This is a genomic window from Gordonia sp. NPDC057258 (assembly GCF_042668985.1).
GTDB lineage: Bacteria > Actinomycetota > Actinomycetes > Mycobacteriales > Mycobacteriaceae > Gordonia > Gordonia hongkongensis.
The window spans coordinates 1-26,582 of the sequence record NZ_JBHUXZ010000039.1; the positions used below are offsets into that span (position 1 = coordinate 1).

23 protein-coding genes are annotated in these 26,582 nt (G+C 68.5%); 17 read left to right on the plus strand and 6 right to left on the minus strand.

Features of this window, described 5'->3' with window-relative positions; genetic code table 11:
* Window positions 1-364: 364 nt before the first annotated feature.
* The gene (locus ACFUEJ_RS20575; protein ID WP_388031544.1) at window positions 365-1,987 is read right to left on the minus strand and encodes a DUF222 domain-containing protein; all 1,623 of its coding nucleotides are present in this window, start codon (window positions 1,985-1,987) and stop codon (window positions 365-367) included.
* A 219-nt stretch (window positions 1,988-2,206) separates the two neighbouring features.
* Window positions 2,207-3,130 carry a manganese-dependent inorganic pyrophosphatase gene (locus tag ACFUEJ_RS20580; RefSeq protein WP_259937115.1) on the minus strand — a complete coding sequence of 308 codons (924 nt, stop codon included), beginning with the start codon at window positions 3,128-3,130 and terminating at the stop codon, window positions 2,207-2,209.
* A 137-nt stretch (window positions 3,131-3,267) separates the two neighbouring features.
* Between ACFUEJ_RS20580 and ACFUEJ_RS20585 the strand changes: the two genes are divergently transcribed.
* Window positions 3,268-4,698, plus strand: a complete 1,431-nt coding sequence (locus tag ACFUEJ_RS20585; RefSeq protein WP_388031547.1) for an MFS transporter — start codon at window positions 3,268-3,270, stop codon at window positions 4,696-4,698.
* Here ACFUEJ_RS20585 and ACFUEJ_RS20590 read toward each other — a convergent pair.
* A complete protein-coding gene (locus tag ACFUEJ_RS20590) occupies window positions 4,611-5,465 on the minus strand; it encodes an alpha/beta fold hydrolase (RefSeq protein WP_259937111.1) in 855 nt (284 codons plus the stop codon). The two genes, ACFUEJ_RS20585 and ACFUEJ_RS20590, sit on opposite strands and share 88 nt — an antisense overlap.
* A gap of 118 nt (window positions 5,466-5,583) precedes the next feature.
* On the opposite strand from ACFUEJ_RS20590, the gene ACFUEJ_RS20595 reads away from it, so the two are divergent.
* The 5 genes from ACFUEJ_RS20595 (at window position 5,584) to hisG (ending at window position 8,866) form a co-directional block, all read left to right on the plus strand.
* Window positions 5,584-6,054, plus strand: coding sequence for a CinA family protein (locus ACFUEJ_RS20595; protein WP_137810644.1), 471 nt, complete (start codon window positions 5,584-5,586; stop codon window positions 6,052-6,054).
* Between the two features lie 64 nt (window positions 6,055-6,118).
* Entirely contained in the window at window positions 6,119-6,919 is an 801-nt protein-coding gene (locus ACFUEJ_RS20600; RefSeq protein ID WP_058250424.1) for a helix-turn-helix transcriptional regulator, read from the plus strand.
* Entirely contained in the window at window positions 6,916-7,671 is a 756-nt protein-coding gene (locus ACFUEJ_RS20605; protein WP_388031551.1) for an HAD family hydrolase, read from the plus strand. The genes ACFUEJ_RS20600 and ACFUEJ_RS20605 overlap by 4 nt, the downstream gene beginning before the upstream one ends.
* The gene (locus ACFUEJ_RS20610; protein ID WP_014926729.1) at window positions 7,668-7,931 is read left to right on the plus strand and encodes a phosphoribosyl-ATP diphosphatase; all 264 of its coding nucleotides are present in this window, start codon (window positions 7,668-7,670) and stop codon (window positions 7,929-7,931) included. Before ACFUEJ_RS20605 ends, ACFUEJ_RS20610 begins: the two co-directional genes overlap by 4 nt.
* Window positions 7,932-8,020: 89 nt before the next feature.
* Complete coding sequence (gene hisG, locus ACFUEJ_RS20615) at window positions 8,021-8,866, plus strand: ATP phosphoribosyltransferase (protein ID WP_058250425.1); 846 nt, start codon at window positions 8,021-8,023, stop codon at window positions 8,864-8,866.
* A gap of 77 nt (window positions 8,867-8,943) precedes the next feature.
* Here hisG and ACFUEJ_RS20620 read toward each other — a convergent pair whose 3' ends face one another.
* Window positions 8,944-9,789, minus strand: coding sequence for a thioesterase family protein (locus tag ACFUEJ_RS20620; protein WP_068970060.1), 846 nt, complete (start codon window positions 9,787-9,789; stop codon window positions 8,944-8,946).
* A 67-nt stretch (window positions 9,790-9,856) separates the two neighbouring features.
* Window positions 9,857-10,741 (minus strand): RecB family exonuclease, encoded by an 885-nt coding sequence (locus ACFUEJ_RS20625; protein ID WP_388031556.1) that lies wholly within the window; start codon window positions 10,739-10,741, stop codon window positions 9,857-9,859.
* Between the two features lie 203 nt (window positions 10,742-10,944).
* On the opposite strand from ACFUEJ_RS20625, the gene ACFUEJ_RS20630 reads away from it, so the two are divergent.
* The 3 genes from ACFUEJ_RS20630 (at window position 10,945) to ACFUEJ_RS20640 (ending at window position 16,446) form a co-directional block, all read left to right on the plus strand.
* The gene (locus ACFUEJ_RS20630; RefSeq protein WP_388031559.1) at window positions 10,945-11,775 is read left to right on the plus strand and encodes a tRNA (adenine-N1)-methyltransferase; all 831 of its coding nucleotides are present in this window, start codon (window positions 10,945-10,947) and stop codon (window positions 11,773-11,775) included.
* Window positions 11,776-11,976: 201 nt separating this feature from the next.
* Window positions 11,977-13,794, plus strand: coding sequence for a proteasome ATPase (arc, locus tag ACFUEJ_RS20635; RefSeq protein WP_058250428.1), 1,818 nt, complete (start codon window positions 11,977-11,979; stop codon window positions 13,792-13,794).
* A 117-nt stretch (window positions 13,795-13,911) separates the two neighbouring features.
* Complete coding sequence (locus ACFUEJ_RS20640; protein ID WP_388031590.1) at window positions 13,912-16,446, plus strand: FHA domain-containing protein; 2,535 nt, start codon at window positions 13,912-13,914, stop codon at window positions 16,444-16,446.
* Between the two features lie 94 nt (window positions 16,447-16,540).
* On the opposite strand, the gene glgP is transcribed toward ACFUEJ_RS20640, so the two are convergent.
* Entirely contained in the window at window positions 16,541-19,135 is a 2,595-nt protein-coding gene (gene glgP / locus ACFUEJ_RS20645; protein ID WP_247449169.1) for an alpha-glucan family phosphorylase, read from the minus strand.
* A gap of 67 nt (window positions 19,136-19,202) precedes the next feature.
* Between glgP and dop the strand changes: the two genes are divergently transcribed.
* From dop to tatA, 8 genes are all read left to right on the plus strand, one after another.
* Window positions 19,203-20,702 carry a depupylase/deamidase Dop gene (gene dop, locus ACFUEJ_RS20650; RefSeq protein WP_058250430.1) on the plus strand — a complete coding sequence of 500 codons (1,500 nt, stop codon included), beginning with the start codon at window positions 19,203-19,205 and terminating at the stop codon, window positions 20,700-20,702.
* 194 nt (window positions 20,703-20,896) lie between these two features.
* Window positions 20,897-21,088 (plus strand): ubiquitin-like protein Pup, encoded by a 192-nt coding sequence (locus ACFUEJ_RS20655; protein ID WP_004019064.1) that lies wholly within the window; start codon window positions 20,897-20,899, stop codon window positions 21,086-21,088.
* Complete coding sequence (gene prcB / locus ACFUEJ_RS20660; RefSeq protein ID WP_388031564.1) at window positions 21,085-21,966, plus strand: proteasome subunit beta; 882 nt, start codon at window positions 21,085-21,087, stop codon at window positions 21,964-21,966. Before ACFUEJ_RS20655 ends, prcB begins: the two co-directional genes overlap by 4 nt.
* Window positions 21,963-22,754, plus strand: coding sequence for a proteasome subunit alpha (prcA, locus tag ACFUEJ_RS20665; protein WP_388031566.1), 792 nt, complete (start codon window positions 21,963-21,965; stop codon window positions 22,752-22,754). Before prcB ends, prcA begins: the two co-directional genes overlap by 4 nt.
* Before the next feature lie 75 nt (window positions 22,755-22,829).
* On the plus strand, window positions 22,830-24,188 hold the full coding sequence (gene pafA, locus ACFUEJ_RS20670) for a Pup--protein ligase (RefSeq protein WP_004019052.1): 1,359 nt from the start codon (window positions 22,830-22,832) through the stop codon (window positions 24,186-24,188).
* 68 nt (window positions 24,189-24,256) lie between these two features.
* The gene (locus ACFUEJ_RS20675) at window positions 24,257-25,249 is read left to right on the plus strand and encodes a helix-turn-helix transcriptional regulator (RefSeq protein ID WP_388031569.1); all 993 of its coding nucleotides are present in this window, start codon (window positions 24,257-24,259) and stop codon (window positions 25,247-25,249) included.
* On the plus strand, window positions 25,249-26,220 hold the full coding sequence (locus tag ACFUEJ_RS20680) for a YafY family protein (RefSeq protein ID WP_065632213.1): 972 nt from the start codon (window positions 25,249-25,251) through the stop codon (window positions 26,218-26,220). Before ACFUEJ_RS20675 ends, ACFUEJ_RS20680 begins: the two co-directional genes overlap by 1 nt.
* 83 nt (window positions 26,221-26,303) lie before the next feature.
* Window positions 26,304-26,576 (plus strand): Sec-independent protein translocase subunit TatA, encoded by a 273-nt coding sequence (gene tatA / locus ACFUEJ_RS20685; RefSeq protein ID WP_065632214.1) that lies wholly within the window; start codon window positions 26,304-26,306, stop codon window positions 26,574-26,576.
* The last annotated feature ends 6 nt before the right edge of the window (window positions 26,577-26,582 follow it).

Here is a 26,582-nt window from a genome sequence, read left to right on the forward strand (position 1 = left end):
CAGGTCAGCGAATACCACACGCCCACAACACAATCAGGCGATCACGCGCCCCAACCCCACCCCACCTGAACTCCTTCCACGGATCCAGGCTGAGGAGCGCCCGGAGCTTGCGGAGGGTGCGTCACGAAGGGTCTTCGCAACCCAACTCACCTGGACCCTTCGTGACGGCCTCCGCAAGCTCCGGCCTCCTCAGGGAGCAGTGATTGGGCTCGCGCCGAGCACAACGGGTTCTTTCGGAGTCCACGACGGCCGGCAGGCCGCAGACACTGAGGTATGAGGAGCGATAGCCGCCGGGCCGAGCAAGCGACGAAGGAGCACGTCGAGGTCGGCGAGCTACGACGGGTCCTCTTGCGTAGCAGCGCAGTCAGTTGCGTGCGAGGAGCTCGGCTAGGAATGCTTCGACGAGGGAGGGTTGGAGCTGTCGTTGGCCGGGTCGGGTTGGTCTCACGTCGATGACGTGGCTGGTTCTCGACCATGAGCGACGCGCGTCGTCGTGGTGCCGGTTGTTCGGGCGCGCGTGATCACCGGACCGCGTTGGTGGTCCGTGGATCTGTTCGCGCACGGTGTTCAGGTGTTGTGTGAATCGCCGGGGTATGTCGGGTCGGCGGTTGAGGCGTTCGGGGTTGGGTGGTGCGCCGGGCTCGGCGTTGAGTCGCCAGAGGCAGCGGCCTTCGTCGGGTCCGGACCGGGCGATGCGGGTGGTGTACTGCCCGGGTTGGTCACCGACCATGCGGTTATGACGGGGACAGGCTGGGGCGAGATCGTCGATGTCGGTGAGACCACCCTTGGCCCAGTCCTTCTGGGCGTGATGAAGCTCGACGTGGGTGGCGGGCTGATCACACCCGGGCGTCGAGCACACCTCGCCGTCAGGGCGGGCGAAGGAGACGAGGCGTTGTTCGCGGGTGGCGAGTCGTTTCCCGCGCCCGAAGTGCAGCGGGACGGCGGTGGCGTTTTTGAAGATCGCCAACCACGGCTGGACCTCACCGGCCATCGCGATCAGGTCCCGGATGGGCAGCACGGTGCCGGTGGCGGTGGTCGCGAGTCCGGCTTCGCGGATGAGGTCGTTGAGGTCGGCTTTGACGATCAGTTGCACGGGCAACCCGCGGTGCGACTTTCCAAGGGTCCCGTCGGCGAAACCTGCGGCCAGGGCGGCGTCGAGCGCGTCGTGATTGATCTGCGCGGGAGTACGGCTGTCACGGTCGGCTGCGGTGGTCAGGGCGTCGGGGTCAGCGGCCCCGGCCGGCCCGCTGGGTGCCTCGGGGTCGTCGGGATTGTTGAGCCCGGGTTTGCCCCATACCGCGAACATCATCGTCAGCCGGGCGGCGAGTTCGGGGGTCAGCGTGCCGGAGATCTTCGCGGTGCCATCAGCGCGTTGGCGGCCGATCCACAGGTTGCGGCGTCGTTTCTGGTCGGTGTCATCAGCCAATGTGCCGTCGGGGTCGAGATGAGCCAGCAGCCGGGCACCGAGTTGAGTGATGTCGGCGGGTGTGTGGTCGGTGGCGATCTCGGCCATCTGCCGTTCGGCCGCGACTTTCACGTCGTGGTCGATTCCGTGGGGGATCTGGTCGAGGACATCGAGGGCGGCCTGCACGTGTGCGGAACCGACCGCTCCTGCGGCGAAAGCCTCGGCCAGGGTGGGGTGTTCGGGTTCCAGTTTGTCGCCGCCGAGGCTGGTGCGGGTGGCGGTGGCGTCCATCTGCTTACGGCGTCGCATCGGGTTGGAGACGCGTAGCCGGTGGGTCATGTACTGCATGAGTGTTCGGCACCCGGCTTTGCGGGGCAGGTCGCGGGCCTCGACCTGATCGATCTGCCGGTCACCGGCAACAGTCAACCGTGCGATCGCTTTCTCGGTATCGGCTGCCACTTCGGCCAACTCGGCATCGGTGCACGGCCCCAGGTCGACCGTCTGCAACTCGTCCACGATGCGGTGGAGGTCGGCAATCAACTCGACGGCACGCGGCTGCGGCGTCGCTGATCCGTCAGACATGGCCACCCCCCCCAAGAACCGTAGCTGCGAATGTACGTTCGAGTGTACACCACAGCCGGCATCTCGCAACTCGAAAGTTTCTGTTGTGCAACGGTATTCGGCGACAGCAACTTGTCGGTGCGTTGTGGTAGGTGGGGGCGCCGGTTTGCGTTGTCCTCGAATTATGTTGTTACGAGTCCTCTCTCGACTGCGGATGTGCGCGGGGAGGCCAGAGACCGCTCAGACGTCCAGCACTTCGGTCAACTGCGGGACGATCTGCTTCTTGCGCGAGACGACGCCTTTGCCGAAGGCGTGGCCGTCGGCGACGGTGACACCCAGCGCCTGCTCGATGGCCGAGGCGGGTTCGCCGACCACGAGCAGGTCCGAGTCGGCCTTGATCACATCGGTGATGAGCAGGAGGTAGAGGTCGTAGCCGGCTGCCTCCTTCTCGGCGGTCATCGCCGTCAGGAACTCGTCGCGACGGTCGAGTATCTCGGCGGAGTCGACCGTGGTGATCTGCGAGACCCGCACCGTCTTCGGCCCCATTTCGAAGCTCTTGGAGTCCCGTCCGATGATCGCCGACACCGGCTCGTCGCCGAGCGCGGTCCCGGCCCGTAGAAGCGCGTCGCCGTACTCGTCGACGTCGACGCCCGCGATGTCGGCAAGCTCGGCGGCAGCGGCGCGATCGGCGTCGGTGCAGGTGGGGGAGTTGAACAAGAGGGTGTCGGAGATGATCGCCGACAGCATGATGCCCGCCTGCGGACGCGGGATCTCGACCCCGTTCTCCGCGTACATCCGGGTGAGAATCGTGCAGGTGCATCCGACCGGCTCGACGCGCATGTACAGCGGCGCCGCCGTCTCGAAATTGGCGATCCGATGGTGGTCGATGACCTTCAGGACGGTCACGTCGGTGATGTCGGCGACGCTCTGCTGGCGCTCGTTGTGGTCGACGAGCATCACCTCCGCCGGCGCGGCCGTCTCGATGACGCGCGGCGCGTCGAGTCCGAAATGCTCCAGTGCGAAGGCGGTTTCGAGACTCGGCCGGCCCAGGGCGACGGCCTCGACATCGCTGCCCAGCGCGGCTTCGAGGTGGGCGAGGCCGATCGCCGCCCCGATGGCATCGGTGTCGGGGTTGCGGTGTCCGAACACCAGGATCTTCGACATGGGAGCTCGGCTTTCTCCTCGGCGGTGCGCGTGGGCCCAGACTACGACGATCCCGGCGCCTCGCGGGTCTCGTTCCCGGTGAGCATGATCCTCAGCCGGTCGGCGCCGCCCCGGGGTCGGGGTTCTACATTGGCTCCATGTCCACGACCGGGCGTCGACGCGTCATCCTGGTCGTCTGCTGTCTGAGCATGTTCCTCGTCGGCCTCGACATCTCCGCGGTCAACGTGGCGCTGCCGTCGATCGGTGCCGATCTCGACGCCACGCCGTCTCAGCTCCAGTGGGTGGTCGACTCGTACACGCTGGTCGTCGCGAGCCTGCTCATTCTCGGTGGCACCACCGGCGACCGGCTCGGTCGCAGACGCATCTTCGGGGTCGGCCTCGCGGTTTTCGGAACCGGGTCGGTGCTCTGCGCGGTGTCGCCGACAGCGGAGGTGCTCATCGCGGCCCGGGCCGTCCAGGCGGTCGGTGGCTCGATGCTGAACCCGGTGGCCCTGTCGATCGTGACCACTGTGTTCACCGAGCCGAAGGCGCGTGCGCGGGCGATCGGGTTGTGGGGAAGTGCATTCGGGGCGAGTCTGGCCTTCGGCCCGGTCGTCGGTGGTGCGCTCGTCTCCGGCCTGGGCTGGCAGGCGATCTTCGTGCTCAATGTCCCGGTGTGCGTGCTCGCCCTCGTTCTCAGCCGGCGGTACGTCCCTGAGTCGAGGGCGCCACAGCCTCGACGGGCCGATGTGGTGGGTCAGCTGCTGATCCTCGTGCTGTTGGGAACCGTGACGTTCGGGATCATCGAAGGGCATGTGCTGGGCTGGAGGTCCGGCGTCATCGTCGGCTGTTTCGCGGTCGCTGCGTGCTCGTCTGCGATCCTGATCTGCTACGAATTGCGCCGCGACGAGCCGCTCCTGGACCCGCGGTTCTTCAGCAGTGTGCCGTTCACCGTCGCGGTCGTGTGCGCGGTCATCGCGTTCGCGGCGACCGGCGGGTTCCTCTTCCTCAACACCCTGTACCTGCAAGAAGTCCGCGGGCTGAGTCCGTTCGGCGCGGGTCTGATGCTGATCCCGATGGCTCTGGCCGCCGCGTGCTGCGCTCCGGTCTCAGGACGCCTCGTGGCCGCGCGGGGGTCCCGGCCGTCACTGTTCGCAGGCGGGATCGGGATGGCGGCGGGCGGAATGCTGCTCCTCGGCGTCGGACCCAATACCCCGTTCACCTACCTCGGCGCGGCCTACCTCGTGTTCGGCATCGGCTTCGGACTGGTCAACGCGCCCATCACGAATGCCGCGGTCTCGGGCATGCCGCGGACCCAGGCGGGGCTCGCCTCCGCGATGGCCTCCACCGGGCGGCAGGTCGGGACGGCGCTGGGCGTGGCGGTGTCCGGTGCCATCGCGTTCTCCGGACGGGTGGAAACTGTGGCCGACGACCTGAGCGCCACCGCACGACCGTTCTGGATGGTGGTGACATCGTGCGGCGTGGCGATCGCCGTGCTGGCCTACCTCGCTACCGGCGCCTGGGCGGAACGAACCGGCGTGCGCACACGCGACCGCGTCGAGTCCCGATCGGGCTCCTGGACGGCGTGAGATTCCCACCATCGCGCGATCAGCTCGACGATCCCGTCAGGCGTCCGCGTCCATCCGAGGTGCGTCGCGACGCCCCCGGCCGGACCGTCGGAGGCCCGGTAACACAGTGCCGACATCGCGTCCTTGTCGAACGCCGCGTCGTAGGCGTCCGCGGCGCGGCCGGACACGACCTCGTCGTCGTGCAACCGGATCGACAACGCCGGCAACCGCATTCGGGAGTCGAGTGCGAACGGCGCCCACCCGGTCAGCACCATGCGCGCCCATTCCCGCATCAGCGTGCGCGGCGTCGGACCGCCGAAGCCGCGTCGTGGCCACCGGCCGAGCACCGCCGCGACCGGCGTCACCGACGCGGCCAGTGCGGCGAGCGGGATCCCGCGTGCGCCGTAGTGGCGGAAGTGGGGGACCGATGCACCGATCGCCACGACCCCGTCGGGAGCTTGGTCGGTCCGTGACGCCACCACCGCCGCCAGCTGTGCACCCAGGCTGTGACCGAGCACCAGAACCCTCACCTCCGGGGTTTCGTTCCGCGCGGCGGTCACGGCGTCGGCCAGGTCGTCCGCCTCGTCGGCATAGGACCAGTCGGAACGTCGAGACGGTGGCTCGCTTCCCTCCTCGATCCCTCGCCGAGGGACGATCACGACGTCGAAACCGGCTCTGGTCAGGGCCTCCGTCAAGCGCCGGTACACACGCGCCGGCACTCCCATCGCCGGCGAGATCAACACCGTCGTGTGCCGTGTGCGAACGGGGTCGTTCTCTATGCGGGTCATGTCCCCAACGTCTCGCACCCACGCCGCCGGCACCACTACCTACCAGGTAGTCGTTTCAGGGCGCGGCCCTGTGGATACCAACCAGCGATGGTCGACGCGGACACGAAGGGAGCGACACATGTCGGATGTGAGTGACTTCTCGGAAACCTGCAAGCGCGTGGCGGACGCCGCGATGGAAGCGGGCGTCCGGATCGCGGTCGCCGAATCGCTGACCGGCGGGAACCTGGCAACCGAACTGAGCAAGGCGCCGAACGCGGGTACGTGGTTCCGCGGCGGGGTCGTGGCCTACCACAAGGACGTCAAGTACGACCTGCTCGACGTGCCCGAGGGGCCGGTCGTGAGCGAGACCGCGGCGCGCGCGATGGTGGCGTCGACCGCCCGGTTGTTCGACGCCGACCTCGTCGTCGCGGTGACCGGTGAGGCCGGTCCCGAACCCGACGAGGCGGCACCGGGAACGGTGTGGTTCGGACTGGATCACCGCGGCCGCGTCAGCGCCTCCCGGGAAGTGTTCGACGGTGAACCCGAAGAGGTCCTCGCCCAGACGATCGGACACTCGTTGGAGTTGATCGAGTCCTGTCTGCGGTCTTGATCGCCGGACGACCGTTACCCGTGAGGTAGTCGCCGCGCTCCCGCCCGGGACCTACCATGACCCCATGACCGTCGAGGTGGGAAGCATGCTGCGGCAGTGGCGCTCTCGCCGCTCGCTGAGCCAGCTGGATCTCGCCTACGAGGTCGGTGTCTCGCCGCGTCACCTCAGTTTTGTCGAGACCGGCCGGTCACGCCCGAGTCCGGCGCTGCTCGAGGCGCTCTCCGAGCGGCTCGATGTTCCACTGCGAGAGAGAAATTCGCTGCTCCTCGCTGCCGGGCACGCACCTCGCTACAGCGAGGAACCGCTCGACTCGGACACGATGGCCCACGTCCGGTCGTCGGTCCAGCGATTGCTCGACGCCCACAACCCGAACATGGGCATGGCGCTCGACCGGACCTGGAACGTCGTGCTGGCCAACGACACCGCGCTCACCCTTCTCGAGTTGTTGCCGCCCGAACTGCAGACCGGACCGGTCAACCTGTTCCGGGTGTCGCTGCATCCGGACGGATTCGCGCGGGCCACGCACAACTTCGACGAGTGGGCGACCTACCTGCTCGAGTTGCTCCGGCGGATGGCGCGGATCACCGGCGATCCGCGCCTCGCCGACCTCGAACGGGAGGTCTCGGGATATCCGACCGTCGCCGCACTCGACGGACGTCTCGCCCGCGACCGTGCCGGAGTCGGGGGACAACCGCAGTTGCTGGTGCCGTTCCGGCTCGCCCTCGGCGACCAGGTGCTGTCGTTTTTCAGCACCCTCACGACGTTCGGCTCCCCACGCGATGTCACCCTCGAGGAGCTGACCATCGAGCTGTTCTACCCCGCCGACGAGCCCACCGAGCGGTGGGTTGCGATGATGCAGGGGTGACCGACACCGCCCCCACCGTCTCCACCGCCGGCCCCACCTCACCGTCGGGTGCGCGACTCCCCGCTGCCGTGCTGTGGGACATGGACGGCACGCTGCTCGACTCCGAACCGATCTGGGACGTCGCGATGGCGGAACTGGCCGCCCGGCACGGCATCGTCATGTCACCGGAACTCCGCGAATCCACTCTCGGGAACTCGCTGGCGGACGCATTGGCGAAGGTGCATGACGCGGCCGGTCTGTCCGCCGCGGAGCGCGATCCCGATGCCGACGGACGCTGGACTCTCGATCGGGTCGCCGAACTGTTCGCCGACGACCTGCCGTGGCGTCCCGGCGCAGCCGAAGCACTCGACCTGGTGGCCGGGGCAGGGATCCCCATGGTGCTGGTGACGAACACGGTGCGGGAGTTGACCGAGGTGGCCCTGGAGACCATCGGGCGTGGACGATTCACCACGACGGTCTGCGGCGACGAGGTGGCGGTGGGCAAACCCGCGCCCGACCCCTACCTGCGCGCGGCGGAACTGCTCGGTGTCCCGTCGGCCGACTGTCTGGCCGTCGAGGACTCGCCGACCGGCGCCCAGGCGGCATCGGCGGCCGGATGTCCGACGCTCGTCGTCGAGTCCGCGGCACCGGTCGAGCCGGGCCGGTTGCGCGTCTTCCGGACCAGTCTTGTCGGGCTGGACCTCGACGATGTCGCCGGTGCATGGACCGGCGGTCTCGCGCGCATCTCCACATGCAAAAATGAGGAATCGTGAAGACTTTCGAGGAGCTGTTCGCCGAACTCAGCGACAAGGCGCAGAGCCGTCCCGAGGGTTCGGGTACCGTCGCCGCCCTCGACTCCGGCGTCCACACCCTGGGCAAGAAGATCATCGAAGAGGCGGGTGAGGTCTGGCTCGCCGCCGAACACGAATCCGACGAGTCGCTCGGCGAGGAGATCTCGCAGCTCGTCTACTGGCTGCAGGTGATGATGATCAAGCGGGGACTGACGCTGCAGGACGTGTACCGACATCTGTGACCGGTTGACCCGGTCCGGACACAGTCCACACGACACAGTTCTGCTCCATCCCCGCGCCCGCAGGCGCACTCCACGAAAAGGACAACGAGATGCTGAGAGTGGCCGTACCCAACAAGGGTGCGCTCTCCGAATCCGCGTCGGCCATCCTCTCCGAGGCCGGCTATCGCCGCCGGACCGACGCCAAGGACCTCACGGTCCTCGACAACAACAACGACGTCGAGTTCTTCTTCCTGCGTCCCAAGGACATCGCGATCTACGTCGCCTCCGGCCGGCTCGACCTGGGCATCACCGGACGTGACCTCGCCCGCGACTCCGGCGCCGAGGTGGGCGAACAGCTGGCCATGGGCTTCGGCTCGTCGACCTTCCGTTACGCGGCTCCGGCCGACCAGCAGTGGGCGGTGGCCGATCTCGCGGGCAAACGCATCGCCACGTCGTACCCGAACCTCGTGCGCGAGGACCTGGCCGGTCATGGCATCACCGCCGACATCATCCGGCTCGACGGTGCGGTCGAGATCTCGATCCAGCTCGGTGTCGCCGACGCGATCGCCGACGTCGTCGGTTCCGGTCGCACGTTGCGTCAGCACGGCCTGGTGGCGTTCGGTGAATCGCTGTGCGATTCCGAGGCGGTCCTGATCTCCCGGCGCGACGCCGACCTCACCAAGGCCGAACGGCAGTTCGTCGCCCGAGTGCAGGGCGTGGTGTTCGGACAGCAGTACGTGATGATCGACTACGACTGCCCCCGTTCGCTTCTCGATCGGGCGTCGGCGCTCACGCCGGGCCTCGAGTCGCCGACCGTGGCGCCCATGGCCGACCCGGACTGGGTCGCGGTCCGCGCAATGGTGCCCCGCAAGGACCACCAGAACCTCATGGACGAGCTGTCCGAGCTCGGCGCCAAGGCCATCCTGGCGACGGACATCCGGTCCTGCCGGTTCTAGCGGAGGCAGATCCACCCATTTCGTCAAACCCACCAGCTGCGAGCTGGTGGGTTTGCCGATTAGTGGTGGGTTTGTGGCTACTGCACCGCGCTGAGCATCACCGTCTGGGCCGACCGGCCGATGTGGCCGGAGGCGTCGTAGAGGTCGGCGAAGGTGCTGCCGAACCCGTCCGGACCGGCGATCATGTGGGCGTCGATGCCGACCCACGGTCCGCTCGGGACGCGCGTCAGGTGCACGGTGGTGTCGGTGTTCATCCACGTCCACCGATTCGGGCGGAGTCGGGTGCCCAACCCGTTGGCGACGTCGATGACGGTGAACATCGATTCCAGGTCCTCGGTCTTCTCGTCGGCGACGAGCGGGATCGCCGGCCGCAGCCATACCGCGGGAGTCGAGCCGTTGCGTCCCTCGGCCCGGACCGACTCGATGGTGCCGATGAACCCGAGGGTGCCCCAGTCGACGGCCTCGCCGTTATCGTCGGAGAAGCCGATCACCGCCTTCGACTCGTCCGGTCCGGGCGTCAGGGGATCGGGACCGTTCGCAATCTCGGCGGTGTCGGCGACGCGGAGCCGCCACCCCACCGAGCGGGCGGCGGCGCGGAACGTCCCGTCGGCCTGCTGCACCTGCAGTTCGGTCTCGACGAGGCTGATCTGGCGGCCCGGCCGCACGACCCGGGCGGCGACCCGGTTGACGCCCAGCCCGACCGGGCCGAGGATCTCGGTGGTCACACGCGTGAAGTGCTGAGCCGGGTCGGGCTCGCACCGCAGCAACGACCGCATCAGGAGGGCCGACGGGGGACCACCGTGCTGCATCGTCGGCGACCACACGCTCAGCGTCGCCTCGGTCGGGCGGAAGTACTCGAAGTCGCCCTCGTCACGGGCAGCATCCGACGGGGCATCGATGGGTTCGTAGTACGAGTTCTCCACCCGAGTCACTCTATGACTGCCGACATAATGGGTCGGGGCGGGGGCGTCCCGCGGACGTCGGGGCTGCTCAGACTGCGAAACCCGCCGGGGGACCGGGGTACGGCGGGATGACGCCCCCGAACTCCGGACACCGGGCGCGGTGCTCACAGAACTTGCACGACCACGACTTCTTCGGCCGGAAGTCGCCCGAGGCCACGGCCGTGCGGATCGCCTGCCAGATCGCGCGCAGGGTGCGCTCGAAGCGGAGCAGCTCGTCACGGTCCGGGCGATAGATCAGCTGTTGCCCGTCGGAGAGGTACATCAGCTGCAACCGGGCGGGAACGACTCCGCGGGTGCGCAGGATCGCGAGCGCGTAGAACTTCATCTGGAACAACGCCTTGGCTTCGTACGCCTCACCCGGCGACCGCCCGGTCTTGTAGTCGACGACGCGTATCTCGCCGGTCGGCGCGACATCGATGCGGTCGATGAACCCCCGCATGAGCATGTCGTCGGCGTCGATCTCGACGTGTTCCTCCACCGCGTCGGCGTCGAAGGCGGTCGGGTTCTCCATCGTGTAGTAGGTGGCGATGAGCTTGTGCGCATCGGCGAGGAACGCGGCCTGGCCACCTTCGCCGATGACCTTTGCGAGCTCGGGGTCGCCCTCGCACATCGCGGCCCAGGCGCCTTCGACCAGCAACTCGGCCGAGTCCTGCGTGCGGAGCTCGGCCGGGAGGTCGAACAGATTCTCCAGCGCGGCATGGACGACGGTGCCCCTGGTCTGCGCGGTGGTGGGGGTCTCCGGGAAGCGGTCGATCGCACGGTAGCGGTAGAGCAGCGGGCACTGCTTGAAGTCCGCAGCGCGGGACGGCGACAGCGCCAGCGGGCGCCCGACGATCCCTCGCGCCTTCGGGTCGGGGCCGCCCGGGGTCCCTGTCGGGGTCGTGCTGGGGGAGGCGTCTCCGACTCCGGTCATCGTGCTCACCCTTCGCAGGGTAGGCGCCGGGCCCGACAGTCCGAGGTCCCGACACTCGGGTCCGCTCGCCGGCCACCCGGGCGGCGCCCTCCCCGCAGCGACACGAGGCAGGACCGGCCCACCTCGTCGGGTAACGTCCACACGGCCCACGAACCCCTGCGCCGAGTCGCGCGGGTTCGGATCGTTCACGAGAGGAAGCACCAGTGCCCACCACCGGACCGTTCGTCGTCGGCGACCGGGTTCAGCTGACCGATGCCAAGGGGCGCAAGTTCACGGTGCTGCTCGACGAGGGAAAGCAGTTCCACACCCACCGCGGTGCCATCTCCCATGACGACCTCATCGGTTCGCCCGAGGGCAGCATCGTCTCCGCGACCAGCGGTACCCAATATCTGGCGCTGCGCCCGCTGCTCGTCGACTACGTGCTCTCGATGCCGCGCGGGGCCCAGGTCATCTATCCCAAGGACGCCGCCCAGATCGTCCTCGAGGGCGACATCTTCCCGGGTGCCCGCGTCCTCGAAGCCGGTGCCGGCTCCGGGGCGCTGACGTGTTCGCTGCTGCGCGCGGTCGGTGCCGACGGTGAAGTCGTCTCCTTCGAGATCCGGGATGACCACGCCGAGCACGCGATCCGCAACGTCGAGACCTTCTTCGGGGGACGGCCGGACAACTGGCACCTCACCGTCGACGATCTGGCGAACGTGGATCGGGACGAACGGTTCGATCGCGTCATCCTGGACATGCTCGCGCCCTGGGAACCGCTCGACGTCGTGCGGACCGTGTTGAAACCAGGCGGGGTCTTGACGGTCTACGTGACGACCGTCACCCAGTTGTCCCGGGTGATGGAGGCCCTGCGCGAGCAGGAGTGCTGGACCGAGCCCCGGGCCTGGGAGACGCTCCTCCGCGAGTGGAGCGCGGTGGGCCTCGCGGTGCGTCCCGAACACAAAATGCAAGGCCACACCGCGTTTCTGATCACGGCCCGGCGCCTTGCCGACGGCACCACCACGCTGCGTCCGCAGCGCCGTCCGAGCAAGGGCTGAGCGCGGCCGCGGAGCAACGGCCAGTCGCCGGGCTGTGCGGTGAAACATCGCGAATACGTTGCGAAGACGCACATTTAACACACCGTCAACACCGGCGATTGCGCGGTGGACGGCGATTCGCCGTCTCGGCCGGTAGCGTAGGGATACGGCGCGAGCATTCCGATCGAGGGATCGGGTGATTGCCGGCGAGAGGAGTCAGCAATGACCGAATCTGACCGCCACGACGCACTGGGGGACCGCGCGGTTCCCGAGGGCGCCAGTGCATCCGACGAGGGCTTCGTCCCCGCCTACACTCCGCCCCCGCCGCGGAGCGGCACCGAGTCGCCGCTGTCGCGGAGCGGTCCGGACTCGTCTGCGCGCGGCGCAGCCGGCCGGCCGGCCGGGGATCTCCAAGAGCGGGTGGACAGCCTCACCGCACGCAACGCGAAGCTGCTCGACACCCTCAAGGAAGCCCGACAGCAACTCGTCGCTCTCCGCGAGGAGGTCGACCGTCTGGGTCAGCCGCCGAGCGGGTACGGCGTCCTGCTGGACGTGCACCCCGACGCCACCGTCGACGTGTTCACCTCGGGCCGCAAGATGCGCCTCACCTGTTCGCCCAACATCGACACCGACCTGCTGACCAAGGGGCAGACCCTGCGTCTGAACGAGGCTCTGACCATCGTCGAGGCCTGCGAATTCGACACCGTCGGCGAGATCAGCACGCTGCGCGAGGTGCTCGGTGACGGCAAACGCGCCCTGGTCGTCGGTCACGCCGACGAGGAGCGGGTGGTCTGGCTGGCCGAACCGCTGCTGGGCGAGGTCGACGGTGAGGACGGTCTGCGTCGCAAGCTGCGTCCCGGCGACTCACTGCTCATCGACACCAAGGCCGGGTTCGCGTTCGAGCGGGTGCCCAAGGCCGAGGTCGAGGATCTCGTCCTGGAGGAGGTCCCGGACGTCGGTTACGAGGACATCGGTGGCCTGGGCCGCCAGATCGAGCAGATCCGCGACGCCGTCGAACTCCCGTTCCTGCACAAGGACCTGTTCCGCGACTACCAGCTGCGTCCCCCGAAGGGCGTGCTGCTCTACGGTCCGCCCGGCTGTGGCAAGACGCTCATCGCCAAGGCCGTGGCCAACTCCCTGGCGAAGAAGATCGCGCAGGTGCGGGGCGACGACGCCAAGGAGGCGAAGTCGTACTTCCTGAACATCAAGGGCCCCGAGCTGCTCAACAAGTTCGTCGGTGAGACCGAACGGCACATCCGGCTGATCTTCCAGCGGGCGCGCGAGAAAGCTTCGGAGGGCACGCCGGTCATCGTCTTCTTCGACGAGATGGACTCGATCTTCCGCACACGCGGATCGGGCGTCTCCTCGGACGTGGAGACCACCGTCGTCCCGCAGCTGCTCAGTGAGATCGACGGCGTCGAGGGCCTCGAGAACGTCATCGTGATCGGTGCGTCGAATCGCGAGGACATGATCGACCCCGCGATCCTGCGCCCAGGGCGCCTCGACGTGAAGATCAAGATCGAGCGTCCCGACGCCGAGTCCGCGATCGACATCTTCTCCAAGTACCTGACCGAGGAGCTGCCCATCCACGCCGACGACATCGGCGAGTTCGGGGGAGATCGCACGGCCTGTGTCAACGCGATGATCGAGAAGGTCGTCGAGCGGATGTACGCCGAGAGCGAGGACAACCGGTTCCTCGAGGTCACCTACGCCAACGGCGACAAAGAGATCATGTACTTCAAGGACTTCAACTCCGGCGCGATGATCCAGAACGTCGTCGACCGGGCCAAGAAGTACGCGATCAAGTCGCAACTGGACACGGGTGCACCGGGTCTGCGCGTCCAGCATCTCTTCGACTCCATCCTCGACGAGTTCGCGGAGAACGAGGACCTGCCCAACACGACCAACCCCGACGACTGGGCCCGGATCTCGGGCAAGAAGGGCGAGCGGATCGTCTACATTCGCACGCTGGTCACGGGCAAGAGTGCGGGCGCGAGCCGGGCCATCGACACCGAGACGAACACGGGTCAGTACCTGTAGCGACAGTGGTCTCGACCGAGCAGACAGCCGACTCCCACGGGGTCGGCTGTCTGCTCGACAGAACCGCGTGAACAGCGCCGTCAAGCACTAGAGTTGTCGGCGATGAACAGCACATCGATGGCGCGTGGACGAGTGATCGTCGACGGTGGGGCGCCGCATCCACTGGGCGGCGCTCCGCGCATCACCCTGGGGCGTGAGCCCGACAACGACATCGTGATCAATCATCCGATGGTGTCGCGTCGGCATCTCGCCATCGAGTGGCGCGGTACGGCCTGGTGTCTCGTCGACATCGGCAGCACCAACGGCTTCTTCTTCAACGGCCGGCGAATGGCCGAGTTCATGGTGCCCGGTACGACCCAGGTACGCCTCGGCGACGTGAACACGGGTCCGGTCGTCGACCTCGTGGTCGACGTGCCCGCATCCGGCGGCCGGCCGCCCTCGAGTGGTCCCGGGCGCAGCGCGCCGTCCCGGCCGGGTCCGCCGGTCTCGCGTCCGATGCAGTCGGGCTACCCGCCGTCAGGTCCTCGCTCGGCGGGGTTCCCGGGCGCGCCTGTCCCGGCCTCAGGCCAGATGCCGGCCCATGCACCGGGCGGGCGACAGTTTCGTGTGGACCCGATGCCGCAGGAAGTCCTGAGCGCGCCGCATCTGCAAGCGCTGCAGCAGAACGTGTCGGCGGTCTACCGCCTGCCCGGGGCGCCGACACCGCCCGAGCGCGAGTCGATCTCGCTCCGCGGAGTCCAGCGGATCGGACGCACGCCCGACAACGACATCGTCGTCAGCGACGTCCTGGCGTCCCGGCACCACGCACAGGTGTCCAGCCGCGGGGCCGCCCTCGTGATCGAGGACCTCGGCAGCGTCAACGGAACGTTCGTCAACGGCCGGCGGGTGTCGAGCGCGCAACTGACCGACGGCGACGTCGTCACCATCGGCAACAGCGACTTCGTGGTGTCCGGCGGCACGCTGATGCGCGGGCAGGAGAGCGCCGCGGTCGCCGACGGCCTCCACGTCCACGGGGTCAGTCTCGTCGTCGACGGCGGGAAGCGTCTGCTCGCCGACGTGGACTTCAGCGCCAGTCCGGGCACGCTGACCGCGGTGATCGGCCCCTCGGGCGCGGGTAAGTCGACGGTGTCGAAGATCGCGGCCGGACTCAACTCACCGACGAGCGGCCTGGTCACCTTCGAGAGCCGCAACGTCCACGCCGAATACGACGCTCTGCGCACCCGCATCGGCATGGTGCCGCAGAAAGATGTGCTGCACCACAAACTCACGCTGCGGCAGGCATTGCGCTACGCCGCAGAACTGCGCCTGCCACCCGACCTCTCGAAGGCCGATCGGGACCGGGTCATCGACGGGGTGCTCAGCGAGCTGCAGCTGACCGAGCACGTCGACACCCGCGTGGAGAAGCTCTCTGGCGGTCAGCAGAAGCGCGCATCGGTCGCGATGGAGTTGCTGACAGGTCCGTCGCTGCTCATCCTCGACGAACCGACCTCCGGTCTCGACCCCGCACTCGACCGGCAGGTGATGGCCACCCTCCGCCGGCTCGCCGACGCCGGGCGTGTGGTCCTCGTGGTCACGCACTCGCTGACCTATCTGTCCATGTGCGACCAGGTGCTGCTGCTGGCGCCCGGCGGCAAGACGTCCTTCTGCGGCCCGCCCGGACAGGTCGAGGGGGAGATGGGCACCTCCGACTGGGCAGAGATCTTCGCGTACGTCGCCGATCAGCCGGACACCGCACACATGCGGTACCTGGACCGGCACCGCCGAGCGCCGAATCCGCCGCCGCCCCAGCGTCCCCCCGGTCCGCCGATACCGGTGCCGCACACGAGCTTCACCCGCCAGTCGTCGACCATCGCCCGACGCCAGGTGCGGCTCATCTTCGCCGACGTCGGCTATCTCGTCTTCCTCGTGCTGCTACCCGTCGTGCTCGGCCTGCTCACCTTGGTGATCCCGGGTTCGAGCGGGTTCGCCCGCCTCGAGGTGATCCCGAACGCGCCGCCACCGAAGGACGGCGCGGAGGCGATCCAGATCCTCGTCGTGCTCGTCGTCGGGGCCGCGTTCATGGGGGCCGCGCTGACCGTGCGCGATCTCGTCGGGGAGCGCGACATCTTCGAACGCGAGCGCGCCGTCGGGTTGCGGCCCGGCGCATACCTTTTCGCCAAGATCGTGGTGTTCTTCATCGCCGCGGTGCTGCAGACGATCATCATGGTCGGCATCACCTTCGCCGGTCGGGGGCTGCCCGACTTCGGCGGTCCGATCCTCCCGCCGCCGCTGGCGTTGCTCGTCGCGGTGGCCGTCCTCGCCTGCGTGAGCACGCTCGTCGGTCTCGCCATCTCGTCGGCGGTCAAATCCAACGAGCAGGTCATGCCGCCGCTGGTCATCGTCGTGATGGTCCAGTTGGTGTTCTGCGGCGGCCTGTTCAAACTCGACGGCATCGGACTCGAACAGCTGTCGTGGATCTTCCCGTCGTTCTGGGGGTATGTCGTCGCGGCCGGCAGCGTGGACCTCTACAACATCAATGTGGCCGCGCCGCAGCGCATCACGCTGTGGGAGACATCGGTCGCGCATACCGCACTCGCATACGGGGTGCTCGCGGTGATCAGCGCGCTGCTGCTCGCCTTCACCTATTCGCGGCTGCGATTGAAGAAGCGCTGACGAGGCCCATCACCGGACGTCGAGCAAGCGAACCCCGGTAGGCGTCGCACATCGTTGCGCCGGACGCAACATCACACGACATCTGCGGACACGCTCAACCGGTCGTCGCCGGAAAGCGTACGAACCCGAGTTCGGACTCCGACGACAACTGCGGATGGCGGGGCAGCACCCGGACGGTGTAGCCGAGATGACCGGAGGCCGACGGCGGCACCAGTGCGGTGAACACCATCCGGCCCGACGCATCGCGGTCGGGTCCGGGGGTCATGTCGGTGAACGTCGGTGCCAGGATCTCGCCGTCGTCGCCGACCCGGCCGAGTACCACCTGCACCGCGACCGACTCGGGCGCGAGATCTCCCAATGCCACATGGGCGGTGATCCAGAGTCCGTCCTCGCGACGCTCGTCCTCGACCCCGGCCACCTGCACCGACGACCATCCGGTCTCCAGGGTCCGGCGATAAGCCGCGAGGTCGCGCGCACCCGCGTAGGAGTCGGCGCATGCGGACTCGTAGGCGCGGGCGGCCGGGCAGTAGAGGTCGGTCGTGTAGTCGCGGACCATGCGCGAGGCGAGTACCTGCGGGCCGAGCCGAGTGAGGGTGTGGCGCATCATCTCCACCCACCGGCGGGGTACACCGTCGTCCGCCCGGCGATAGAAGAGGGGGATCACCGTCTCCTCGAGGAGCGTGTACAGCGCCTGCGCCTCCAGATCGTCGCGACGATGTTCGTCGGTGATCCCCTCCGCGGACGGGATCGCCCACCCGTTGTCGCCGTCGGCCATCTCGTCCCACCAGCCGTCCAGGATCGACAGATTGAGCCCGCCGTTGAGCGCCGATTTCATCCCCGAGGTCCCGCAGGCCTCCATGGGACGGACCGGATTGTTCAGCCACACATCGCAACCGGCGTAGATGAAACGCGCCATCGAGATGTCGTAGTCGGGAAGGAACACGATGCGATCGCGCAGTTCCGGATCCTCGGTGAACCGGACGACCTGCTGGATCAAGGACTTGCCTCCCTCGTCGGCCGGGTGGGCCTTGCCCGCGATGACCAGCTGCACCGGCCGATCGGGATCGGTGAGGATGGCGCGCATGCGCTCGGGATCGCGGAGCATCAGCGTCAGCCGCTTGTAGGTCGCCGCTCGCCGTGCGAATCCGATGGTCAGCACGTGCGGGTCGAACAGGTCGGCGGTCCATGCCAGCTCGGCGTGGGTGAAGCCGCGGTCGAGGCCGCTGGCGAGTGCGCGCCGCCGCACCTCGTCGACGAGTTCCGCGCGCAGCTCCTCGTGCGTTCGCCAGATCGTCTCGTCGGACAGGCCCGCGTACACCTCGGGCGCGGAGTCCTCGTCCCCGTCGGCGAAGTCACGCCACGCCGGGGCCACCCAGGTCGGTCCGTGCACGCCGTTCGTGACCGCGCCGATGGGCACATCGGCGGCGTCGAAACCCGGCCACAGGTCGGCGAACATCTCCCGACTCACCGCACCGTGCAGCTGCGACACCCCGTTGCTGCGTTGCCCGAGCCGAAATCCCATGTGCGCCATGTTGAAGACGCCGGGGTCCGCCTCGTCGCCGAGTTCGGCCACCGTCGCCGCGGCCAGCCCGGGCAGCAGGCGGGATTTGCCGTCGGAGTCGGCGTCGAGGTAACGGGCGACGAGGTCGGCGGGGAAACGGTCGATCCCGGCCGGCACCGGGGTGTGGGTGGTGAACACGTTCGAGGCGCGGACCACCGCTTCCGCGGTGTCGAAGTCGAGCCCGCCGGCCACCAGCTCGCGGATGCGTTCCACGCCGAGGAAGCCCGCGTGTCCCTCGTTCATGTGGAACACCGTCGGCTCGGGCCGGCCGGTGATCCGGACGTACTCGCGGAGCGCGCGGACACCGCCGATGCCGAGCAGGATCTCCTGTGCGATCCGGTGTTCCTGATCCCCGCCGTAGAGCCGGTCGGTCACCGCGCGCAGGGCGGCGCCTTCGGGCTGGTCGTCGTTGCGATCGATGTCGGAGTCGAGGAGCAGCAACGGGATTCGGCCCACCGACGCCACCCACACCTGGGCCGACAGGGTCGCCCCGCCGGGCATCGCGACCTCGACGATCACCGGCTCCGCGCCGTCGCCCGGGGCGAGGAGCGTGAGGGGCAGGTCGGCGGGATCGTTCACGGGATACCGCTCGATCTGCCAGCCGTCGTGATCGAGGCCTTGGCGGAAGTAACCGGAGCGGTACAGCAATCCGACGCCGATCAGCGGCAGCCCGAGGTCGGAGGCCGCCTTGAGATGGTCACCGGCGAGGATGCCGAGGCCGCCGGAGTAGATCGGCAGGACCTCGGAGACGCCGAACTCCATCGAGAAGTACGCGATTCCCGGGGGCACCACCCGGTCATGCGCCGAACCGTCCTGTCCCGATGACTCGGCCGCATACCGCTGGAACCACTGCGGTGCATCGAGATACTGCTCGAGGTCGACGTGGGCCTCGGCGACCCGCGCCACGAAACCCTCGTCGTCGGCCAGCTCGGCCAGACGGGCGGGGTCGGTGTCGGCGAGAACCCGGACCGGATCGCCGGTCGACGACCACAGGCGCGGGTCGATGGTGGCGAACAGCTCCTGGGTGGGGGTGTGCCACGCCCAGCGCAGGTTGTGCGACAACGGCGCGAGGGTCGCGATCGGGTCGGGCAGCGGCACTCGAACGGTGAACCGGCGGAATGCTTTCACGGCGTCGACCGTACTCAGCACGTGCGGTGGTTGCGACCGGTGGCAAGTGAACATCTACCCTCGAAGGATGCAGCGAATCATCGGGACCGAGGTCGAGTACGGAATCTCCGCGCCCGGCGACCCGACCGCGAACCCGATCATGACGTCCACCCAGGCGGTTCTCGCCTACGCCGCGGCCGCCGGTGTACCGCGCGCGAAGCGGACACGCTGGGACTACGAGGTGGAGTCACCGCTTCGCGACGCCCGCGGTTTCGACCTCGGCCGCGGGGCCGGACCCGCACCGATCATCGACGCCGACGAGATCGGCGCGGCCAACATGATCCTCACCAACGGGGCGCGGCTCTACGTCGACCACGCCCACCCCGAGTACTCCGCACCCGAGGTCACCGACCCGATGGACGCGGTCATCTGGGACAAGGCCGGGGAGCGCGTGATGGAGGCCGCGGCTCGTCACGTGGCGAGCGTCCCGGGCGCTCCGAAGCTGCAGCTGTACAAGAACAACATCGACGGCAAGGGCGCCTCCTACGGCACCCACGAGAACTACCTGATGGCGCGGGAGACCCCGTTCACCGCCGTCATCGCCGGGCTCACGACCTTCTTCGCGTCCCGGCAGGTGATCACCGGTTCGGGACGCGTGGGTATCGGCCAGTCCGGCGACGAGGCGGGCTATCAGCTGTCGCAGCGGTCGGACTACATCGAGGTCGAGGTCGGGCTGGAGACCACGCTCAAGCGGGGCATCATCAACACCCGCGACGAGCCGCACGCCGACCCCGAGCGATACCGGCGACTCCACGTCATCATCGGCGACGCCAACCTCGCCGAGACCTCGACCTACCTGAAGGTCGGGACCACCGCGCTCGTCCTCGACCTCATCGAGGCCGGTGTCGACTTCTCCGACATCGAGCTCGCGCGGCCGGTACAGGCCGTACACACCATCAGTCACGACCCGTCGCTGACGGCCACGGTCGCACTCACCGACGGTCGCGAGCTCACCGGCCTCGCTCTGCAGCGCGAGTATCTGGAGCGTTGTCAGAAGTTCCACGACCAGGAGCACTCCGACGACCAGCGCGCCGCACACGTCCTGCAGACGTGGGCGGACGTGCTCGACCGCCTCGAGCGCGACCCGATGGAGTGCGCCGACATCCTCGACTGGCCCGCGAAGCTGCGCATCCTGGAGGGGTTCCGCCAGCGCGAGAACCTGTCCTGGTCGGCACCGCGTCTGCAGCTCATCGACCTGCAGTACTCCGACGTCCGGCTCGACAAGGGGCTGTACAACCGGCTCGTCGCGCGCGGGTCGATGAAGCGTCTGACCGACGAGAACGACGTGCTCGCCGCGATCAGCGAGCCGCCGCGGAACACGCGCGCCTACTTCCGCGGCGAGTGCCTGCGCCGGTTCGGCGCCGACGTCGCGGCGGCGAGCTGGGACTCGGTCATCTTCGATCTCGGCGGGGACTCGCTGGTCCGTATCCCCACCCTCGAACCGCTACGCGGCACCGCGGCGCACGTCGGCAAGCTCCTCGACTCGGTGGACTCGGCCGCCGAACTGGTGGATCAGCTCACCACCTGACAGGCCGCGGCGCCTCGCCGTCTCCGACGGCATGTGCTTCGTTCCGCCACAGTTGTCGTCCCCACAGGTAGTGTGGGAGCACACGATTCCGCAGGGTCGAGACACCGGATCACCGCCGCGACAGCGACACCCGATCCCGACTCCCTCGACCGCGGTAGCCCGCCAAGGGGCGATCGGTTTCAAGGAGGCAGCAGATGGCGCAGGAACAGACCAAGCGTGGTGGCGGCGGCGACGACGAGGGCGTGGGCCCCGATTCCGGCGCCGGACAGGAACGTCGCGAGAAGCTGGCCGAGGACACCGACGACCTGCTCGACGAGATCGACGACGTGCTGGAGGAGAACGCCGAGGACTTCGTGCGCGCCTACGTCCAGAAGGGCGGCCAGTGAGCGACAGGTTCGGTTCACTGCCCCCGCTGTCCCAGTTCCGCCCCGGCGCGTTCGCCGGCGCCGACATCTCGTCGTTCACCGAATTCCTCCGGACGCATGCGCCGGAACAACTCCCGCAGGCCCAGGTCGACCGGGTGGGGTCGTTCGCCGGCGGCGCCGACGGCGCCGGTGACATCCCGCACGGCACGACGATCGTGGCCGTGTCGTACCCGGGTGGGGTCGTCCTCGCCGGGGACCGCCGGGCCACCATGGGCAACCTCATCGCCACGCGCGACGTCAAGAAGGTCTACATCACCGACGAGTACTCGGCGGCCGGGATCGCCGGCACCGCCGGGATCGCGATCGAGATGGTCCGGCTGTTCACCGTCGAACTCGAGCACTACGAGAAGATCGAAGGCGTCCCGCTGACCCTCGACGGCAAGGTCAGCCGGCTGGCCTCGATGGTGCGGGGCAATCTCGGCGCGGCCCTGCAGGGCCTGGCGGCCATTCCGCTGCTCGTCGGCTACGACATCGACCACGACGATCCTAACGAACGCGGACGCATCTTCAGCTTCGACGTCGCGGGTGACCGGCACGAGGAGTTCGGTGGTTACACCGCCATCGGCTCGGGGTCGGTGTTCGCCAAGTCCTCGCTCAAGAAGCTCTACCGACCCGATCTGACCGCCGCCGAGGCGCTCGCGATCGCCGTCGAATCGCTGTACGACGCCGCTGACGACGACTCGGCGACCGGCGGGCCCGATCTGGTCCGCAAGATCTTCCCGATGGCCGCCATCGTCGGCGCCGACGGGGCCCGGGAGGTGGACCCGACCGACATCGAGGCGGCGGCACGTGCCGTCGTCGAACGCCGCAGCGCCGAGCACGAGGGGGGTGCCCGATGACCTTCCCGTACTACGCCAGTGCCGAGCAGATCATGCGCGATCGCTCGGAGCTCGCCCGCAAGGGCATCGCCCGGGGACGCAGCGTCGTGATCCTCACGTTCGCCGACGGTGTGCTGTTCGTCGCGGAGAACCCGTCCAACACGCTCCGCAAGACCAGCGAGATCTACGACCGGATCGGTTTCGCGGCGGTGGGCAAGTACAACGAGTTCGAGAGCCTGCGCAAAGCCGGCATCCAGATCGCGGACATGCGCGGCTACAGCTACGACCGTGCCGACGTGTCCGGGCTGTCGCTGGCCAACACCTACGCCAACGCACTGGGCAGCGTCTTCACCGAGCAGGCGAAGCCGTTCGAGGTCGAGCTCTGCGTCGCCGAGGTCGCCCGTCCGGGCAAGCCGAAACGGTCGCAGCTGTACCGGATCTCCTACGACGGGTCGATCACCGACGAGACCCGCTTCCTGGTGATGGGCGGGGCGACCGAACCGATCGCGGCGGCCCTCAAGGACTGCTACGAGCCCGACATGGAGCTCGGCCGGGCGATCGGCGTCGCGGTCACCGCCCTGACGGCGCCGGCCGACAACGGTGGCGGGACCCCGACCGAACGCCGGGTGCTCGCCGCGGGCGATCTCGAGGTCGCGGTCCTCGACCACAACCGTCCGCGGCGCGCGTTCCGGCGCCTCACGACGTCCACGGTCGAAGGGCTCCTCCCGCAGGCTGCGGCGGCCCAGTCCACGGATACACCGTCCGAGGCGGACGAAGTCCCTGGTGAGACGCCATCCTCCGAACAGTGACGAGAACGCCGCGGCGCGCGGCGGCCGGTGCGTGTCGACCGGTCCGCCGCGGTCCGCGCGAGTAGGGTTGGTCAAGTGCAGCGACGAATCATGGGCATCGAGACCGAGTTCGGTGTCACGTGCACCTTCCACGGCCACCGCCGGCTGAGTCCGGACGAGGTCGCGCGGTACCTCTTCCGCCGGGTCGTGTCGTGGGGCCGGTCCTCGAACGTCTTCCTGCAGAACGGCGCTCGCCTCTATCTCGACGTCGGATCGCATCCCGAATACGCCACCGCGGAGTGCGACAGCCTCATCCAGCTGATCAACCACGACCGCGCAGGCGAACTGGTTCTCGAGGACCTGCTCGTCGATGCCGAACAACGCCTGGCCGACGAGGGCATCGGCGGCGACATCTATCTGTTCAAGAACAACACCGACTCGGCCGGCAACTCCTATGGATGCCACGAGAATTATCTCGTCGTGCGGGCGGGGGAGTTCTCCCGCATCTCCGACGTCCTGTTGCCGTTCCTCGTGACGCGCCAGCTGATCTGTGGTGCGGGCAAGGTTCTGCAGACCCCCAAGGCCGCGACCTTCTGCCTGTCCCAGCGCGCCGAGCACATCTGGGAGGGCGTCTCCTCGGCGACCACCCGGTCGCGCCCGATCATCAACACGCGCGACGAGCCCCACGCCGACGCCGAGAAGTACCGCAGGCTGCACGTCATCGTCGGCGACTCGAACATGTCGGAGATGACCACACTTCTCAAGGTCGGTTCGGCGGCTCTCGTCCTGGAGATGATCGAGGCCGGTGTCGCGTTCCGCGACTTCGCGCTCGACAATCCGATCCGCGCCATCCGCGAGGTCAGCCACGACCCGACAGGGCGGCGCCCGGTGCGCCTCGCCGGCGGTCGGCAGGCCAGCGCCCTCGACATCCAGCGCGAGTACCACGCCCGCGCCGTCGAGCACCTCACCAACCGCCGGCCCGACCCCGAGATGGACATGGTCGTGGACCTGTGGGGACGGATGCTCGATGCCGTGGAGAGCGACGACTTCGCCAAGGTCGACACCGAGGTCGACTGGGTCATCAAGCGCAAGCTGTTCCAGCGCTACCAGGACCGGTACTCGATGGAGCTCTCGGATCCGAAGATCGCGCAGCTCGACCTGGCGTTCCACGACATCAAACGCGGTCGCGGCGTGTTCGACGTCCTGATGCGCAAGGGGCTGGTCGCCCGGGCGACCACCGACGAGGCCATCAAGACCGCGGTCAACGAGCCGCCGCAGACCACACGTGCCAAGCTCCGTGGCGACTTCATCTCGGCCGCGCAGAAAGCCGGGCGTGACTTCACCGTCGACTGGGTTCACCTCAAGCTCAACGACCAGGCCCAGCGGACGGTGCTGTGCAAGGACCCGTTCCGCAGTGTCGACGAGCGCGTCGATCGCCTCATCGCCTCGATGTGAGCGCCGGGTCACCGGCGAACCCAGCGTGCCTCCGCACGCGGTGAACGGCCACGTTCTAACCTGACTCGGTGGCAACCCCCAAAGTCGAGCGTCTGCTCAACCTCGTGATCTGCCTGCTGTGGACGCGGCAGTACGTCACCGCCGACTACATCCGCCGCAACGTCGCGGGCTATTCGGACGACGGGCAGTCCGACGAGGCGTTCAACCGGATGTTCGAGCGGGACAAGAACGAGCTACGAGATCTCGGGATCCCGCTCGTGACCGGCCGGTCGCCGATGGCGGCCGGCGCCGAGGGATATCGCATCGACCGCGACTCCTACGAGTTGCCGGAGATCTCGCTGGAGTCCGACGAGGCCGCGGCGATCGCCATGGCCGCCGCGCTGTGGGACACCCCCGAGGTCTCGACGCTGTCGCAGACGGCGATCCTCAAGCTCCGGGCCGCCGGGCTCGATGTCCGCTCCGAGGACGATCTGGGGATCACCTCGGGCGGGTCGTCGCGATCGCTCGGTTCCGAAGAGGTCATCGCCGGCCTGCTCGCCGCGGTCCAGGACCGCCGTGCCGTCGAGTTCCAGCATCGATCGTCTGCCGCGGCCGCCCCGACCACCCGACGCGTCGAACCGTGGGGGGTCGTGTCGCATCGGGGCCGCTGGTACGTCGTCGGCCACGATCGCGACCGCGACGCCACCCGGACCTTCCGGCTGTCGCGGATCACGGCGGTCGCCGCGGTCGGTGCCGCCGACGCGGTCGTGGTCCCGGCCGGCACCGATCTCCAGCAGATCGTCTCCGCGGCGGTCGATTCCGCTGCCGGTTCGGACGGACGGACCGCGCGGATCTGGGTCGCGGCCGACCGCGCATTCGGCCTCCGCCGGGCCGCGACGACGACCGAACCCGCCGACTGCGACGGCGAACCCGGCGACATCGTGACCCTCGACGTCCACTCGCTGACGGCGGTGGCACGGATGGTGCTGGGTGTGGGCCCAGATGCGGTCGTCCTCGACCCACCCGAGCTGCGCGAGCTCGTCATCGCGAGCCTCGACCGTCTGATGGGGGTGAACGTCTGATGGCCGCGGCAGCGCCGTCGAGACTCAACCGGCTGCTGGCGATGGTCCCGTACTTCCAGGCGCGGCGGGGCATTTCGGTTGCTCAGGCCGCCGACGAACTCGGGGTCACGCAAGCGCAGCTCACGAAGGACCTCGAGCTGCTCTTCGTCTGCGGGCTTCCGGGCTATTACCCCGACGACCTGATCGAGCTCGAGTTCAGCGAGGGTTACGTCACGGTCGGGTTCACCGCGGGCATGGACCGGCCACTGCGGCTGACGACCGTGGAGGCGAGTACGCTCCTCGTCGCACTGCGGGCGCTGGTCGAGACCCCGGGCGTCGTCGACGTCGCGGCGGCCAGGCGGGCGATCGCCAAGATCGAGCAGGCGGTGGGTGCGACGGTGCCGGGGCTCGCAGGCGCGTCCGACACACCCGCCGGCCCGTCGGGGGAGAACCCCACGTACACGACGATCCGGGAGGCCACCAAGAAAGCGCGGGCATTGCGGCTGCGCTACTACTCGGCCGGACGCGACAGCGTCACCGACCGCGTGGTCGACCCCATCCGCCTGCAGGTCATGGACCAGCACACCTATCTCGAGGCCTGGTGCCGGATGGCCGAAGGCGTGCGGTTGTTCCGGTTCGACCGCGTCGACACCGCGACCGCCCTCGACGAGCCGAGTCGTCCGCCGGCCGAGGCGGCGGCGTCGAATCAGTCGGTGCTCGTCGCCGAGGACCCCGACCTCCCGGCCGTCGAGATCGAGATCGACGCCGATCACCTGTGGATTCTCGATTACTACCCGCTCGAACCCCTCGAGACCGTCGAGGACCGGCCCGATCCAGGTCTCCCCGTCCGCGCCCGGTTGGTCTACGGCTCGCCGGAATGGCTCACCCGATTCCTGCTCGGATTCGCCGGCGCCGTGCGGGTCGTCGATGACCCGGCGGTCGCCGCCGCGGTCGCCGACACCGCGGCGGCCGCCCGCGGACGTTATCGCTGAGACCGGCCACGGCTGGGCCCCTCCGGCTCGGCGTGTGTCGGGTAGCATTGGACACTGTCTGCTCCGAACTGAAGGGTGATCTCATGGGCTTCACGTCATGGTGGCACTGGGCGATCGTCGCCATCGTGCTGCTGATCCTGTTCGGCTCGAAGAAGCTGCCGGACGCCGCCCGTGGTCTGGGACAGTCGCTGCGCATCTTCAAGAGCGAGGTCAAGGAGATGCAGAAGGACGACGACAAGGACGCGCCGGCCACCACCGACGCGGCAGCGAACGATCCGGCACGACGCGAGCTGCCCGTGGGTGACTCGACCCAGCCGGCCACGCAGCGCGACGCCGACGCCAAGAAATCGGCTTAGGGGCGC